Here is a 14,605-nt window from a genome sequence, read left to right as displayed (position 1 = left end):
GTCCAGTACCGAACGCCAGACGGTAAACACACCGGGAACGCTCGCACGGACCACCTCCATCAGGAAGCGGCCAGCGTAAGCCGACAGCCCACACCAATGCGCCAACCCCTACAGAAGCTGTCGCGCACCCACATGAACATCACCCCCATGCGACAGTGCACGACGCTCAATCCACCCCCACAGAAGCCACGTTGTACTGGTGGCGCGTATCCACTTCACAGCATGGTGCCATTCACTGACAGAGCGACGTCGATGTTGCCGCGTGTGGCGTTGGAGTACGGGCACACCTGGTGCGCGGTGCGCACCAGACCGGCGGCCTGCGCCGGGTCCTCGATCGAGGGCAGCGTGACGTCCAATTCGACCCCGAGCTTGAACGTGCCGTTGGCGTTCGGGATCAGCATGACCTTGGAGTCCACCGCCGCGTCTCCAGCCTCCAACCCCTGCCGCTGTCCGAGCATCGTCAGGACGGCGGAGAAGCAGGCGGCATAACCGACCGCGAACAGTTGCTCCGGGTTTGTCCCATCACCATCGCCACCTAGTTCTTTCGGCTGGCGCAGGTTCACATCCAGCATTCCGTCGCTGGAGCGCCCGTGCCCGTGTACTCGGCCACCGGTCACCTGTGCCTGCGCGGTATAGAGCGGTTTCGTCATGTCAGAGTCCTTGTCGTCGTCTTCTCGATAGTGAATCTTAGACTTCAAAAACAGGAAGTCAATGCTTTAAGATCCGATCGTGATCGCTTCGCTGGAGGAACTATGACGAGACCTCGGGTCGGCTATCTGCTGCCGACACGTGACTGGGTCGTTCTGGGGGATCGCGAGCCGTCCGCGCTGGTCGAGCAGGCGCGGCTGGCCGAGGAACTCGGCTTCGACTCCGTCTGGGCGGGCGACAGCCCGGTGACCCGTCACCGCGCGGATCCGCTGATGCTCCTGTCCGCGGTGGCCGCCATGACGGAACGAGTGACGCTCGGCACGGCCGTACTCCTGCCCGCCTTGCGTCATCCGATCCTGCTGGCCCACCAACTCGCCACGCTGGACCGGATCGCCGACGGGCGCCTCATCGCCGGGATGGGCGCCGGATTCCCGCATCCGAACACCGAGGCACAGTTCGACGCGCTCGGCATCGCGTTCAAGCGCCGGGTCAGCCGTACGGAAGAGTCGATCGACGTGATGCGGCGACTGTGGGCCGGCGGTGCGGTGTCGTACCAGGGCACGCATTTCGACTTCCAAGATGTGGTGCTGGAACCCAAGCCCGCGCAGGCTGGGGGGCCGCCGATCTGGCTGGCGGGCAGCGGTGCGGCAGCGCTGCGGCGCGTGGGACGACTGGCCGATGGGTGGTTGCCGTATCCGCCGACAAGTGAGACGTACGCCCATGAATGGGGCGTGGTCCAGGAGGCGGCACGTCTGGGCGGTCGTGGGCCTGGTGAGGCGGCATCTGTGGTGGAGTCTGCCGTGGGTGAGGCGGACTCGCTGGTGGGGCCTGTTGCGGGTGAGGGAGCGCGCGTGATCACGCCTGCGCTGTTCGCGACGGTCTGTCTCGATGACGACCCTGAGCGGGCGCGAGGCCGTCTGCGGACCAGCCTTGAGCGTTACTACAACGCGCCGCTCGAGTTCATCGAGTCCATCCAGGCCGCGTTCGCCGGATCCGCCGCCGATGCGGTCGATTGGTTGAACGCGTACGCCTCGGCCGGGGTGCGGCACGTGGTGATCCGGTTCGCCGTCGATGACCATCGTGCGGCATTGGGGGAGTTCGCCGACCGGGTGCTGCCGCGACTTCGCACGGAGATCCGCCCATGACCACCTTTGTTCTGGTTTCCGGTGCTTGGCATGGTCCCTGGGCGTGGGATCGCGTCGTTCCCTTGCTCGAACGCGCGGGAGCGCGCACTGTCGTTCCTGACCTCGTGTACGGCCGTGATGTGGGGCTGCGTGATCACGTGGGACAGGTCGTCGCCGCAATCGATGCTGTCGAAGCCGAGACCGGCGCCGACACCAAGGGCGCCGGGGGCGAGGTCGAGGCCGAGAGCCGGCGCGAGATCGATGTCCGCTCTGGCGGCGGTGTTGTGCTGGTTGGGCACAGTTACGGGGGCTTGGTGGTACGGCAGGCAGCCGACCTCCGTCCCGAACGCGTTGACCACGTGATCATGGTGGAGGGCTGGGCCGGGACGAACGGGGACAGCCTGATCAGCCTTGCTCCCGAAGGGTTCGTGAAGTTCGTTCAGGCTTCGGCCAACGGCTGGCAGGTGCCCGCTCCCGCGCCGGCGCTCTTCGGCATCACCGATCCGGCCGACGCCGCGTGGCTTCAGGAGCGGTTGCGTCCGCAGCCGCTGCGTACCCTCACCGAAGGCACGCGCCTGACCGGGGCAGTCGATCGGATCCCTGGGACAGGGGTCTACTGCCGGCCGCAGACCTTTGGCTTCGACAGGTTCGCCGAGGCGGTCGGCTATCGAACCGTCGCGCTGGACGGGCCACATGATGTGCTGCTCACCGATCCGGGTGCTGTCACTTCCGTACTTCTGAGGGCTGGTGCCGGTGATTTCGTAGGGTGAGCGGGAGCTCTGATCGACGACGTACTCGACCGCGTCGCCCGCTCTTGAGCACCGTCATCACCTGGAGTTACCGGGCAAGGCCGTGGGCCTTTGAGCCACCCCCAACCCGCACGGTGACGTGGGTCGAGGCGGATGTGGCAGGCCGGCCCCTCGACCCGGCCAAGACGTGCTTCGAGAGCCGATCAGCCGACGACCACGTCCAGGAAGATCGGCTTCTTGGCGGACAGCAGCTGAGTCCCGGTCTCGTCGGTCATCTTCCAGTAGATCTTGCATCTGCCGGGGGAGTCCGATGCGCGGACGCGTACCGCGATGTCGACGGGTTCGCCCGGCTGGACCACGCGGATCTCGACCCGTTTGGGGGCGCGGCACGGGGTGTCGTTCAGCCGGGTGAGAAAGCGTCCCCGCCACGGGATGGTGCCGGTGTTCCTGATCCGCCAGATCTTCGTGAATTCCGTCCCCGTCTTCACCACCGTGCCGTCCGGATGGGTGACGTCCTGCTCGAAGGCGGAATCGTCGTAGGAGGAGGCAGTCTGAGCCGGGGTGGCCGACGTGGTGGGCTTGTTCTTTCCGGAGAGTGGGGCCAGCCAGATGAAGAGGGCGGCACCGGCGGTCGCGACCGCTGCGATCATGACCAGCCTTCTGACAAGGAGAGGCCGGCCTCGGCGTTCGAGGTGCTCCGCCTGCCCAGGGTAGGTCTGGTCGTGACCCGTACGGTCCTCGGTGGTCTCGCTACGTGCGGCGCTCGCGGCCTGCTCCCAGTGGGCTCGCCACTCGCGCCTGGCCTCCGCCGCCTCCTGCTTCAGCCGCTCGACGGCGAGGACCCGGACGAACTCCCACGTCGTCTCCCAGGTCGGGAGCACCTGCCCCCGGGCGGCGGCGGCCAGCGAGGACTTCGAGGCCGCCGCGCCCAAGCGGGTCGACATCTCCGCGTAGGACGGGTCGCCCGCCTCCGCCTTGAGCTCCGACAGTCGATACGCGAGGGCCGCCACCGGGCTCGCGGCCGGGTCCAGCCGGACCGGCTTTCGCCCAGGTCGCGATCCCATGCCCGTCGGCAGCGGGCCAGGCTCGTCCCCCTGCGAGCCTGATGTCCCTGGTAATTCCGGCATCTTCACCTGCCCTGTCCGGCGCCGTCATCCGGCCGTGCCGACGATTCCGGCATGGCCTGTGACACCTGAGAGCAAATGAGATTACCTGAATTGTCCGAATAAGTCCGGAATTCTGCGGTCTACTCGGGGGCGCTGTGGTCATTCACCCGCGCATGCCCGGAAGCCGTACTCCGCCGCGAAGGATCGCAGCGCCTTCTCGTTCTCGTCCGGCTCCAAGGACTGTTCCACCGCCTTCTTCGCCTCGCCCTCCCTGCCCGCGCGCATCGCCGTCTCCGCGCTTCCGCTGAGTTCACGCAGGCTCGCGGTAAGCGCCCTGGCGGGCGCGAAGAACCTCTCCCGCACCCGCGGGACGTCACCACCGGGCGGCGCGATCGCTTCTATCGCGGCGATGGTGCTGGTCATCGACTCCGACGCGCGGCGCAGTTCGTCCACCTCCTCGCGCAGGTTCGCGGGTGGCTCCTCGCGGAGATCCGACTGCCGGGACGCTTCCTCACACACCGCGTCTACGGCGGCGATGTACTGCCTTTTGATGTCCTCGTACGGTTTCTCCTCCGCCACCGAGACCGTCGCCCACAGCACGAAACCCAGGGCGGCCGACACGACCCCGCCGACGATCACGCGCCACGCCGGGACATGCCTTCTCTCAGGCGATCCCATCCGCCGCTCACTCCTTCGGAAGAAGACGCCCTTGACGCTCTCGCGAGCGCCAAGGGCCGAAGTCCGGCCGAGCTATGTCCCCGTCCCAGCCCGGGATCAACACCGGATCCGACGCTCCTGCGACCGCTTGTACAGGGTGGCCACTTCGCTGCCACGCAGGAGGGAGTAGAGATGCACCTTCGTCTGGTTCCGGTAGAGCTGGCTACCGCCGGAGCACTTCCACGAAGGTGTCGTCGTCACGGTGAACGCCGCTCTTCCCTTCTTCACCTCCGAGGTGGCCTTCGTCCGCCAGAAACCGAGCCCGCGATACTGCTGGAGGCTCGTCTTGACCACGGCCCGGCGGCCCCACTCGCCCTTCTCGCAGTGGACCTGCCTGCTGGTCGTGATGTAAGCGCCGCTCCTGTACGGGGTCTTTATCCGCTGCCAGCCCTTGCACCGGTCGTGGTAGCTGATCCCCAGGTACGACTTGGGCGACCAGCCCGGCGCGGCCAGGACGGCCGAGCTGTCCGAGGCAGCGGTGGCCCTCTGCCCCGCCTGCGCCGCCTGCGCCGACGCTGACGATCCTGCCACGAGCCCGGCCGTCAGCCCGACGACGAGAGCCGCTCCTGTAATCCCTTTTCGTCCGATCATCGGATCTCCTTTCAAAGAAATCCTCTGCACTTTCCGACTCGGGAGTCTCCGATCAACCGCGTATAGCGATTCAGCGGAATATCCGCACGCCTGTCAATGGCGCCGATAACGAACCCCGGAACTGGGAACGGCACCACTCTGACCGCCACTGCCCGGCTCCGGCAAGCGATCTGCCGTGTAAAGTCGTCCGAACATTGTCCAGAGCTATCAGGACAATCAAATTCGCAGGTCAGGAACCTGTGTAAGAGGTTCAACGCACCGGTGTAATTCTTCCCGGTCTTACACGATCGGCGCGCACGCCGGGCCCTACTTTGAGCCTCGCAGCAATTGCGGCATTAGGCAATTCAGGGTCAACGTAGTGCTCGGGAGAAGTCGGCCGGATATGGCCATGGTCACGTGTTTCGCTAGTCCGTATGGAGCAGGTCGGCATGGGGCTGGGGTCGTCTCCGTCCTCTCCCGACCGCCACTGCTCAGCCCCAAGCAGCAGTCCGGCTCCGGCCGCTCGGGCCGAAGAAGCCGTCCGGCTCCGTCCGCTCGGGCCGAAACCGTCCGGCTCCGCGAGCAGATCGTCGAGCTGCCGGAACAGCTGAGCGCGGCTGCGGACGTGCTGTCGCGGTTGCGCATCACCCGCGAGACGCACCTGGAGATGGCCGGCGACCTGGCCGAGACCCCTCTGACTGGGAAGTTCAGAAACAGGAAGCCCGAAGCTTAGAATGTTGAAGTGGACCAGCGATCGTACAACCAGTTCTGTGCCACTGCCCGGACCTTGGACATCGTGGGCGAGCGGTGGACGCTGCTACTCGTGCGCGAGTTGCTGACCGGGCCGAAGCGGTTCGGGGATCTGCAGCACAGCCTTCGCGGGCTGGGCACCGGGCTGCTGGCGGCTCGGATGAAGCATCTCGAGCGTGAGGGGCTGGTACGCAAGATCGTGCTGCCTGCGCCGGCGCGTACCCCTGCTTATGCCCTGACCGAGGCCGGTGAGGAGCTGGGGCCCGCGGTGCTGGCTCTGGCGCGGTGGGGCATGAAGTGGGCGATGGGGGAGCGCAAGGAAGGGGAGTCGTTCCAGGCCGGGTGGGCGGTGCTGGCGTTGCGGGTCGGCTTCGAGCCGGAGGCGGCGGTGGGGTTGCGGGCGGTGTACGAGTTCCGGGTTTCCGATGAGGTCTTTCATGCTCGGGTCGATGACGGGACGATCGAAACGATGCATGGGCCCGCTCAGCGGCCGGATGTCGTTATTGAGATGGATGACGATGTTCTGGTGGACATGGGGGCGGGGCAGGGGACGCTTGGCGATGCGATCAAGAGTGGAGCTGCGAGGGCTTTTGGGGATCTTGAGGCTTTGGGGAGGTTGCACGGGTTGTTCCGATTCCCTCAGCCGGAGGCTCGCACGTCGTAGCTCATAGCTCTTGTTAGAGCCGGTCCACTTCGACGACGGCTTCGGCGAACGGCTGCGGGGCCTCCTGCGGCACGTTGTGGCCGACTCCCCGCAGGGTCCGGTGTACGTACTTGCCGGTGAAGTGTTTGCGGTAAGAGGAGCCGTCGCCTGCGGGGGTGAAGGGGTCGCGTTCGCCGTCGAGGGTGATCGTGGGCAGGGAGATGGCGGGAGCCGCGGCCAGCCGCTTCTCGATGCCGTCGTACCTCGGGTCGCCCGCGGCCAGGCTCAGCCGCCAGCGGTAGTTGTGGATCACGATCGGCACCCAGTCCGGGTTCGTGAAGGACGCCGCCGTACGCTCGAACGTGGCGTCGTCGAACTTCCAGGCCGGGGAGACGTTCTCCCAGATGAGCCTGGCAAAATCGTGCCGGTACCGCTCGAGGCCGAGTCGGCCCCTCTCGGTGGCGAAGTAGTACTGATACCACCAGGCCAGTTCGGCCCGCGGCGGCAGGGGCTCCTTTTGCGCCTCGCGGTTGGTGATCAGGTAGCCGCTCACGGAGACCAGGGCCTTGCAGCGCTCGGGCCAGAGGGCGGCGATGATGTCGGCCGTACGCGATCCCCAGTCGAACCCGGCCAGGATCGGTTTCTCGATCTTGAGGGCGTCCATCAGAGCAATGATGTCGAGGGCGATCACCGACTGCTGGGCGTTCCGGAATGTCCGGTCCGAGAGGAAGCGGGTCGTGCCATGGCCCCGGAGGTAAGGGACTATCACTCGATAGCCCTCCTTTGCCAGCAGGGGTGTCACCTCGACAAAGCTCTGGATGTCGTACGGGAATCCGTGCAGCAGGACGACCGCTGGACCGGCGGCGGGACCGGCCTCCGCGTACCCGATGTTCAGGACGCCCGCCTTGATCTGCTTCACCGGCGTCTTCCGGTCATCGGGTACGACCGCCGAGGCCGATGCGGCCGGGAGGTTGGGCAGTGAAGCCGCGGCCGTTCCCGCGAGGAGCAGTTTGGAGAACGTTCGCCTATCCATATATTTCACCTTCTGGGAAACAATATGAACATGTATATGTACATAGAGTAACTGGGTCGGTCAGGAGGGAGTGCGCCGGGATTGCCACCCCCCTATCGGCCTCGCAAATGAACCAACTGCGCCTATCGACCGGAGGGCATGCTCGTAGCAGAGTGTGATCTTGAACGAGGCGTGAGGTGGGTGATGGCCCGAGTACGCTTAATGCCATGGCAGCTGGCGGTAGGGCATCGGGCAGGCCCGCGAAGAAGAAGGGCCCGTCCAAGGGCACCGGTGGGCAGGGACGCCGCGGGCTCGAGGGCAGGGGCTCCACCCCGCCTGCCGAGATGCGTCACTGGTACAAGGACAAGGCCCGTTCCGAGCGGATCGCCCGCGAAGAGCAAGGCGGACGGCGGCCCGCTCCGGCCCGGCAGCGACGCTCCGAGGACTCACCCGAATACATCGGCGGCCGAAACCCGGTGCTCGAAGCCTTGGTCGCCGGAGTGCCGGCCACCGCGCTGTATGTCGCGCAGCGCATCGAGAGCGACGACCGCGTACGCGACTCGATCAAGGTCGCGACGGAGCGGGGCATCGCGCTGCTCGAATCGACACGCGAGAAGCTGGACCGGCTCACCGAAGGCGCCGTTCACCAGGGGATCGCGCTGCAGATCCCGGCCTATGACTATGCGCACCCTTCTGAGCTGGTCGAATTGGCGCAGGACGCGGCAGAGGTTCCGTTGGTCGTGGCCCTCGACGGCGTCACCGACCCCCGCAACCTGGGCGCCATCGCGCGTTCGGCGACCGCTTTCGGGGCGCACGGGCTGCTGATCCCGTCGCGGCGTTCGGCCGGAGTGACGGGCGGGGCCTGGAAGACCTCCGCGGGCACGCTGGCCAACCTCCGCGTGGCGCGGGCGTCCAACCTCACGGCGGCGCTGCGGGAATACCGAGACGCCGGCCTGTTCGTGATCGGACTCGATGGCGAGGGCACCGCGGACATCGGCGACGTCGACCTGCTGAACGAGCCGCTGGTAGTCGTGGTGGGCTCCGAGGGCAAGGGACTGTCGCGGCTGGTGCGGGAGCAGTGTGACGTTGTGGCGCGGATTCCTATGAGGGCCGCCGCGGAGTCGTTGAACGCTGGGGTGGCGGCTGGGGTGGCGTTGTACGAGGTGGCTCGTCATCGGGGTCGCTGACCGTCTACACTGATAGGCCGCGCCGACGTAGCTCAATCGGCAGAGCATCTGTCTTGTAAACAGAAGGTCAGGGGTTCGATTCCCCTCGTCGGCTCTACAAGAGGAAGCCCCTGAACAGGCGTTATGCCGTCAGGGGCTTTCTGTTTGTCAGGACAATGTCGAGATCTTGCTAACACCCTTGCTAACACGGTGGCTCCCGGGTGGCTCCCAATCAGCCGTTGACGGCTTTGGCGAAGACGTCGGCGGCCGTGGCCGCCTGCTCGTGGATGACGTGGGCGTACACGCGGAGGGTGATGGCGGGATCGGCATGGCCGAGCCGGGCGGCGACGACGTGGACGGGTACGCCCGCCAGGAGCAGCGTGGTGGCGTGGATATGTCGGAGGTCGTGGAGACGGGCGTGTGGGAGCTGACCCCTTGGGTTCTGCTGGTTGTGGGCCTCGACGAGCTTGGGCATCAGGGAACTGGGCGTGTCGGGGAAGATCGGGTCTCCCCAGCCGGTCGTGAACACGTAGGCGTTGCCGCCCTTCCATGATTCGCCGAGCTTGAGACGGTCCTCGTCTTGGCGGGCGCGGTGGGCCTTGAGGATCTTGACGGTTCCGGCATCGAGGGACACCACGCGGGAACGGCCGCTCTTCGTGGTGCCCTCAACGCGCTGGCGGTCGATGACGGCGGCCGAGCCGGTGATGTGGATCTGTGGCTTGTCGAGGTCGACATCGGTCCAGCGGAGGTTGAGCAGCTCGCCACGGCGAGCGCCGGTGTAGGCGGCCAGGTGGAAGAAGGCGAACAGCCGGTGATCCCGCGCGGTGTCGAGGAATGCCCGGAGTTGTACGGGGGTCCAGACCATGCCGGGTTCGGTGGCCTGGACTCGCGGGAGCTTGGCCCGTTCAGCGGGGTTGTGGGGGAGTAGTTCGTCCACGAGCACGGCGTCAGTGAGCGCCTTCCGGAGCACTATATGCACGTGCTTGACGGTGTTGGGGGCCAGGGGGCCGCTCTTCCTGCCGCCGCTTGTCAGCAGCTCACGGTAGAGCTTGGTGATCGCCGACGCGCGCAGCGCCTGAAGCCGGACGGTGCCGATGCGCGGGTTGATGTAGAGGCGGATCATGTCTCGGTAGCCCTTGAGGGTGTGCGGCTTGATCTCGACCGCGTGGCCCTCAATCCACTCGGCGAGGTAGTCAGCGACCGTGATCGTGTTCCGGTCGATGTACTCGCCGCGACGGGCCTTCACGCGGGCCTCGTCGCGGGCTGCCTTGGCGTCGTCCTCTGTGGCGAAGCCGCTCACCCAGCGGGGCCGACTCTCACCGGTCTCGGGGTCCTTCACGCGGATCACGTAGGACCACGTGGTTCCGCGCTTCATTACACCGTCGCGGAGCTTGGGCGGCTTCTTCTTACGGGGGCGCTCGTCGGGAGTCGCTACGAGGGTCCTGGTCATGCGGCGGCCTCCTTGGTGGCGAGGTGGGTGATGTAGTCGGTGAGGGCTGAGACAGGGATGCGGCGAGAGCCGTCAATGCGGAGCGAGGCGACCGTGCCGGAGGCTATGAGCTGGTAGAGCTTGCTGCGTGAGATGGCCAGGGCTTCTGCGGCTTCGGGCACGGTGAGGAGGAGCCTGGTCATGGGCGGCTCGCTACGGGGGATTCCGGCACAGGCAGCGGAGTTCCTGTGAGAGCGGCGGCGAGGAGTTGGTCACCGGCGGAGTGGCCCTTGCCCGCGTACTCCCATTCGGAGATCACGAGGATGGTGTCCTCGTCGAAGAGAGGCAGACGTCCGGTGGTGATCTCGTGCTCGCGGGCGTGATCTTCGCGCGCGGCGCGGAGGGCGCCGAGGGTGGTGGAGTAGCGGCGGGAGCGGGTGGAGAAGTGTCCGCGGAAGCCGAGCATGTGTGCCCATTGGGTGAGGCGGAGGTCGGCCAGGTCCTCGATGGTTCCGAGGCGCATGCACTCGGCGATAAGACGCCGTGGGTGGTCCCGGAGGTTGTAGGCGTCGAGGTTGTCGAGGGGGTTGATGCGGCGGTCCAGGGTGCCGACGCACTCGGCCGCCTTGGTTGCATACTTGGCGATGTAGCCGGCGACCGCTTGTTCAGTGAGGTCACCGTCGAGGGTGATGGGGCGGACGTCGAGCTGGGTGCCCCACTTGAAGAGGCGGGCGGGCTGGTCGTCGATCGCAGGGACCAGGGCGCTGACGACGCGGGTGGCGTGCTGGACGGCGTCGGCCAGGGTGTCGGCGGTGGCCCAGGTCGGAGGCTCTGCGGTGGGGCCGCCGGGACCGTCGAGGCGGATGACGGCGTGGAAGTGGACGACGCCGCGTCGCTGGTATTCGGCGACTTTGGCGAAGGAAACGGTGAGGTGGTGGCGGAGGTCTTTGAGGGCCAGGCCGCCGTGTTTGGCGAGGTGGCGGCGTAGGGAGTCGGCGAAGCGTTTCCATAGCAGCGGGGCCAGGGCGTTGAACAGGACGGAGCCGGTGTAGTCGTAGCAGTCGGGGCACAGCGGTTCGCCGAGGCGGGGGTCGACCTTACTGTGCCGCTCCGTGCAGGACATGACGTGGCCGTGTGGACAGGTGGGGGCGTTGCGGCGTGCGTGGCAGGGCAGAGCCTTGCCGCCGTGCTCGTGCCGGGTGTGGACGGCGCCGAAGGACGGGGCGGTCAGGGTGACGAACAGCGTGGGGTGGCTGGTCACCGTGTCGGGGACGCCTTTGCCGCCGATTAGTCCGGCGCGGATGAGGTGGTAGGTGTCGGTGCGGTAGGTCTCGGCGCAGGCGGGGCAGCGGGAGGCGCGGCGGGTCTTGCACGGGACGCGCAGGATGCCATCAGGTTCGGTGCGGGTGGTGTAGCGGTGTAGAAGCTGTCCGGTGACCTGGTCGTAGTGCTCGACCTTGCCGCGCAAGTGGATGGGCTGTCGGCAGCCGCCTGTTTGGCGGATCTGGTTGGCCCAGCGGTCGTAGTCGGGGCGGTTGAGCCGGGCGATCATGCCCGCTTTTGCGTGCGCGGTGGCGTGGGTTGTGGGCAAGATGGAGACCTCCTTTCACTCGTTCGGGTGTTGGGATGGCCCCCGACCTGGCGTGTGTCTTGGCGGATGTACGGCCAGGCCGGGGGCGTTGCGCTAGGCGCCGTGGTTGTCGATGCCGTCGCAGTCGCGGCAGCGGTCGCGGTCGTTGTCGAGGCCGCTCCCGTTGCAGGTGCAGCAGCGGTAACGGACCATTTCGATCAAGGCCGGTCACCCCCTTTCGCGCGGCGTGGTGGTGAGGTAGATGCGCCAGTAGCAGGGATTGGCGCGGTTGGGGTAGAGCCGTGAGGCGGCGATGACGGTGAAGTGCAGGCGCAGGTGGAGCAGAGCGTCGATGACTTCGGTGCGGGTTCCTTCGAGGCGAATGCGCATGATCGTCTCTCCTGGTCAGGCGGCGGGTGCCGGGTCGGGCTGAATGCAGCCGTGGTAGCTGGATTCGGCGGCGTGGCGGGCGCGGGCGGCGGCAGAGATGGCCACGGCTCGGTATTCGACGGGGCCGAAGAAGACGGAGGTGGCGTAGTGGCCGTAGGGGGAGTCTTCGTAGTCGATGGGGGAGCCGATGCGGGCGGCGATCTGGTCGATCTCGGCACATTGGTCGGCGTCGCTGTCCTGGCGTGAGAAGTGGTGCAGGGTGAGGCTCGGGGACACGGGTAGGTCGGGGTGGTCTTCCAGGAAGGCGGCCAGGTCGAGCAGGCCGTTGATGAGGGCCCTGTGGTTGTTGGTCATGGGATGAGGTCTCCCTTCTGGTCAGGCGGTTCGTAGGGTGCGCAGCAGATCGGAGGCGAGCTGGTTGGACACGCCCAGGTGGGCGCGCAGGGCGTCGCGGGTGATCGGTCTTCCGTGTTTGGCGTGGTGTTCGTCGGCGACGCGGCGGGCGTAGTCGACGAGCGCGGGGGCGAGGTCGCCGTCCTGGTCGTCCTGACTGTCGTCCTCGGCCGGGTCGTCGTTCGGGACGAGTTCGGGGACCGGAGATGAAGCGAGGACGGGCGCGGACGATGCTGTCGAAGCCGTGGACGGTTCGGGGCGAGGATGAGCGGCGCGGCGTTCGAGCATTGAGATGGCGATGAGGAATGCTGCGGCGGGGGTGGCGGCGGTGATCCAGCCCCAGGCGGTCGGGGCGGCTTGCTGCAGGTTGGCGGCCAGGGACAGGACGATGCCGCCGGTCAGGACGAGGACGGGCCAGGAGATGGGGCCGCGCCGGTGCTTGCCGTGCTTGTTGTCGCGTTGGCGTTCGCGGGCGGCCATGACGCAGGTCAGGTCGATGCAGATGGCTACGGCCCAGGACATCCAGCCGGTCTGGCCGTGTTCGGTGGCGGTGTCGCGGATGTGGGTGAACGATCCGGCACCCGCGATGGCGGCCAGGACGAGGACCGGTCCGGTGTCGAGCAGCCAGCAGGCCAAGCGTCGCATCGTCGCACCCTCCTTTGCTGTGGTCAGGCGTTGGCGGGTTCGGGTAGGTGGGTGGTGATCTCGTCCCAGGACGGGGCGAGGTGGGCGTGGGTGCGGGCGGCGTGTTCGGCGGTGTGCTCGGTGACGTAGAAGGAGCGGGCGCGGTACCACTGGCCGTCTTGGCCGGTGACGATGGCGACGCCGGGTGTTTCGGCGGCGATAGCGCGGGCCGAGGCGAGGGCGGCGGGGTCGAGGTCGCCGAGCGTCATGGTGGCGGTCTCCGGATCGTTGACGCGGTGGCAGATGCGTCCGGAGCATTGGGCGCGCAGGGCGGTGACGCCGGGGCCGAGGTCGGAGCCGATGCGTTGGCCGCAGCAGAACAGGTAGATGCCGAACGCCCGGCCGAGTTGGGCGACGCGCAGCAGGGCGGTCGAGGTTTTGGCGATCTCGTCTTTCTCGGACTTGTCGGCCATCAGGTAGAGCTCGGCCAGTTCGTCGACCAGGACCACGACCGGCACTGGGCGCAGGGCGGGTGGGAGTTGCCAGATGTTGCGGGCGGCGGCCTGACGGCACAGGCCCATCCGGTCGATCATCAGGCCGACGAGGTCGCACAGCAGCGTGACCGACTCGGCGCGGTTGGTGGCCAGTGCCGACAGGCGCGGCGCGTAGGGGGTGAACTCCACGCCGCCCTTGAGGTCGAAGCCGACCAGCGCCACAGGCTGCGGGGCCAGGCCGACGATGAGCGCGTTGGCGAGGTTGGACTTGCCGGACTGGGTGGCGCCCGCGTTCAGCCAGTGCGGCACTGTCCGGAAGTCGATCACCCAGGGTCGGCCGGTCTCCAGACGGCCCACGGTCACCTTGAGCAGGTCCGGCGACGGTGGGAGCTCGTCGACCTTGACCAGTGGGTCACGCATGGTTGCCATCAGCACGACCCGGCCGGGCCGGGGCGAGGAGACCCGGACGGCGTGCACGCCCCAGGAGTGGGCGAGGCGTTCGGCGGCGTCGGCGTAGTCGCCGGGGGTCTGGCCTTCCAGGGTGTGCAGGGTGACGCGCCAGCCGTGCCGGGTGGGTAGCGGCAGCCAGATGAAGGGTTTGGTGTCGACGGCGACCCGTTGGAAGCGCCGCCGTACCTTGACGATGCCGGTGGAGGCGACCAGGCCGGGGACGGTGGTGAACCACCAGCGGTGCCGTTTCTTGGTCAGGGCGCAGCCGAGCGCGATGCGCCGCCAGGAGGCGCGGACCGCGACGGCGGTGAGCGGGAAGCCGAGCGCGAGCCAGAAGGACGGGTAGTGCCAGCGGCGCCAGGCCCACAGCCCGGCCGCCGTGGCGGCCAGGACTGCGAGCAGGACCAGCGCGTCAGACATCGGCGCTCTCCCGCGTTGGGAGCAGGGCCTGGGCGCGGTAGGCGATGCCCCACCGGCCGGAGATCTCCCACACGTAGCCGAGCAGGCCGACCGCGTTGACGGGGTCTCCGGCTTTGATGGGTGGCTCTCCGGTGATGCCGATCTTGACGAGTTCGATCCGGCCGAACTCGTCTTCGACCGACACGGTGACTTCGTAGACGGTGTTGCCGTTCTTGTCGGTCTTGATCTCACCGGTGTCCTTGTTGAGCACCCGCGGGCGCGGGGCCTTGACGCAGGTGATGGCGAGCTTGGTGGTGTCGACCGGGATCGGGACGGAACGCATGGGCTGTGACCTCCTTATTCGTCGTAGC

Annotated in this window: 17 protein-coding genes and 1 tRNA gene; 5 read left to right on the top strand and 13 right to left on the bottom strand. The window is 67.3% G+C overall.

Annotated elements, in window-relative coordinates:
- Positions 1–215: 215 nt before the first annotated feature.
- Positions 216–650 carry an organic hydroperoxide resistance protein gene (locus tag ACQP2T_RS56235; RefSeq protein WP_433512921.1) on the bottom strand — a complete coding sequence of 145 codons (435 nt, stop codon included), beginning with the start codon at positions 648–650 and terminating at the stop codon, positions 216–218.
- A gap of 102 nt (positions 651–752) precedes the next feature.
- On the opposite strand from ACQP2T_RS56235, the gene ACQP2T_RS56230 reads away from it, so the two are divergent.
- Positions 753–1,793 carry an LLM class flavin-dependent oxidoreductase gene (locus ACQP2T_RS56230; RefSeq protein ID WP_433512920.1) on the top strand — a complete coding sequence of 347 codons (1,041 nt, stop codon included), beginning with the start codon at positions 753–755 and terminating at the stop codon, positions 1,791–1,793.
- Positions 1,790–2,542, top strand: a complete 753-nt coding sequence (locus tag ACQP2T_RS56225; protein ID WP_433512919.1) for an esterase/lipase family protein — start codon at positions 1,790–1,792, stop codon at positions 2,540–2,542. Before ACQP2T_RS56230 ends, ACQP2T_RS56225 begins: the two co-directional genes overlap by 4 nt.
- 182 nt (positions 2,543–2,724) lie before the next feature.
- Here ACQP2T_RS56225 and ACQP2T_RS56220 read toward each other — a convergent pair whose 3' ends face one another.
- The 3 genes from ACQP2T_RS56220 to ACQP2T_RS56210 form a co-directional block, all read right to left on the bottom strand.
- Positions 2,725–3,648 (bottom strand): NBR1-Ig-like domain-containing protein, encoded by a 924-nt coding sequence (locus tag ACQP2T_RS56220; protein ID WP_433512918.1) that lies wholly within the window; start codon positions 3,646–3,648, stop codon positions 2,725–2,727.
- Between the two features lie 138 nt (positions 3,649–3,786).
- Complete coding sequence (locus tag ACQP2T_RS56215; protein WP_433512917.1) at positions 3,787–4,305, bottom strand: hypothetical protein; 519 nt, start codon at positions 4,303–4,305, stop codon at positions 3,787–3,789.
- 96 nt (positions 4,306–4,401) lie between these two features.
- Positions 4,402–4,935 carry a hypothetical protein gene (locus ACQP2T_RS56210; protein ID WP_433512916.1) on the bottom strand — a complete coding sequence of 178 codons (534 nt, stop codon included), beginning with the start codon at positions 4,933–4,935 and terminating at the stop codon, positions 4,402–4,404.
- Between the two features lie 721 nt (positions 4,936–5,656).
- Here ACQP2T_RS56210 and ACQP2T_RS56205 point away from each other — a divergent pair.
- Positions 5,657–6,328, top strand: coding sequence for a winged helix-turn-helix transcriptional regulator (locus ACQP2T_RS56205; RefSeq protein ID WP_433512915.1), 672 nt, complete (start codon positions 5,657–5,659; stop codon positions 6,326–6,328).
- Between the two features lie 13 nt (positions 6,329–6,341).
- Here ACQP2T_RS56205 and ACQP2T_RS56200 read toward each other — a convergent pair whose 3' ends face one another.
- On the bottom strand, positions 6,342–7,340 hold the full coding sequence (locus tag ACQP2T_RS56200) for an alpha/beta fold hydrolase (protein WP_433512914.1): 999 nt from the start codon (positions 7,338–7,340) through the stop codon (positions 6,342–6,344).
- A 206-nt stretch (positions 7,341–7,546) separates the two neighbouring features.
- On the opposite strand from ACQP2T_RS56200, the gene rlmB reads away from it, so the two are divergent.
- Both rlmB and ACQP2T_RS56190 read left to right on the top strand, forming a co-directional pair.
- Positions 7,547–8,506, top strand: a complete 960-nt coding sequence (rlmB, locus tag ACQP2T_RS56195; protein WP_433512913.1) for a 23S rRNA (guanosine(2251)-2'-O)-methyltransferase RlmB — start codon at positions 7,547–7,549, stop codon at positions 8,504–8,506.
- A 21-nt stretch (positions 8,507–8,527) separates the two neighbouring features.
- A tRNA-Thr gene (locus ACQP2T_RS56190) sits at positions 8,528–8,600 on the top strand.
- Positions 8,601–8,717: 117 nt separating this feature from the next.
- Here ACQP2T_RS56190 and ACQP2T_RS56185 read toward each other — a convergent pair.
- The 8 genes from ACQP2T_RS56185 to ACQP2T_RS56150 form a co-directional block, all read right to left on the bottom strand.
- Positions 8,718–9,935 carry a tyrosine-type recombinase/integrase gene (locus tag ACQP2T_RS56185; RefSeq protein ID WP_433512912.1) on the bottom strand — a complete coding sequence of 406 codons (1,218 nt, stop codon included), beginning with the start codon at positions 9,933–9,935 and terminating at the stop codon, positions 8,718–8,720.
- On the bottom strand, positions 9,932–10,117 hold the full coding sequence (locus ACQP2T_RS56180) for a helix-turn-helix domain-containing protein (RefSeq protein ID WP_433512911.1): 186 nt from the start codon (positions 10,115–10,117) through the stop codon (positions 9,932–9,934). Before ACQP2T_RS56180 ends, ACQP2T_RS56185 begins: the two co-directional genes overlap by 4 nt.
- Positions 10,114–11,466, bottom strand: coding sequence for a replication initiator (locus ACQP2T_RS56175; protein WP_433519964.1), 1,353 nt, complete (start codon positions 11,464–11,466; stop codon positions 10,114–10,116). Before ACQP2T_RS56175 ends, ACQP2T_RS56180 begins: the two co-directional genes overlap by 4 nt.
- A 246-nt stretch (positions 11,467–11,712) precedes the next feature.
- On the bottom strand, positions 11,713–11,874 hold the full coding sequence (locus ACQP2T_RS56170; protein WP_433512910.1) for a DUF3970 family protein: 162 nt from the start codon (positions 11,872–11,874) through the stop codon (positions 11,713–11,715).
- Between the two features lie 15 nt (positions 11,875–11,889).
- Positions 11,890–12,228, bottom strand: coding sequence for a hypothetical protein (locus ACQP2T_RS56165; protein WP_433512909.1), 339 nt, complete (start codon positions 12,226–12,228; stop codon positions 11,890–11,892).
- Between the two features lie 21 nt (positions 12,229–12,249).
- Positions 12,250–12,912 carry a DUF2637 domain-containing protein gene (locus ACQP2T_RS56160; RefSeq protein ID WP_433512908.1) on the bottom strand — a complete coding sequence of 221 codons (663 nt, stop codon included), beginning with the start codon at positions 12,910–12,912 and terminating at the stop codon, positions 12,250–12,252.
- A 23-nt stretch (positions 12,913–12,935) separates the two neighbouring features.
- Positions 12,936–14,255: an FtsK/SpoIIIE domain-containing protein gene (locus ACQP2T_RS56155; RefSeq protein ID WP_433512907.1), complete on the bottom strand. Its 1,320-nt coding sequence runs from the start codon at positions 14,253–14,255 to the stop codon at positions 12,936–12,938.
- Positions 14,248–14,577, bottom strand: a complete 330-nt coding sequence (locus tag ACQP2T_RS56150; RefSeq protein WP_433512906.1) for a hypothetical protein — start codon at positions 14,575–14,577, stop codon at positions 14,248–14,250. Before ACQP2T_RS56150 ends, ACQP2T_RS56155 begins: the two co-directional genes overlap by 8 nt.
- Between the last annotated feature and the right edge of the window lie 28 nt (positions 14,578–14,605).

It is taken from the genome of Nonomuraea sp. CA-143628, from assembly GCF_050942315.1.
GTDB lineage: Bacteria > Actinomycetota > Actinomycetes > Streptosporangiales > Streptosporangiaceae > Nonomuraea.
Note: the sequence above shows the minus strand (reverse complement) of the source record. Positions and strands in the feature narration are given on the sequence as shown.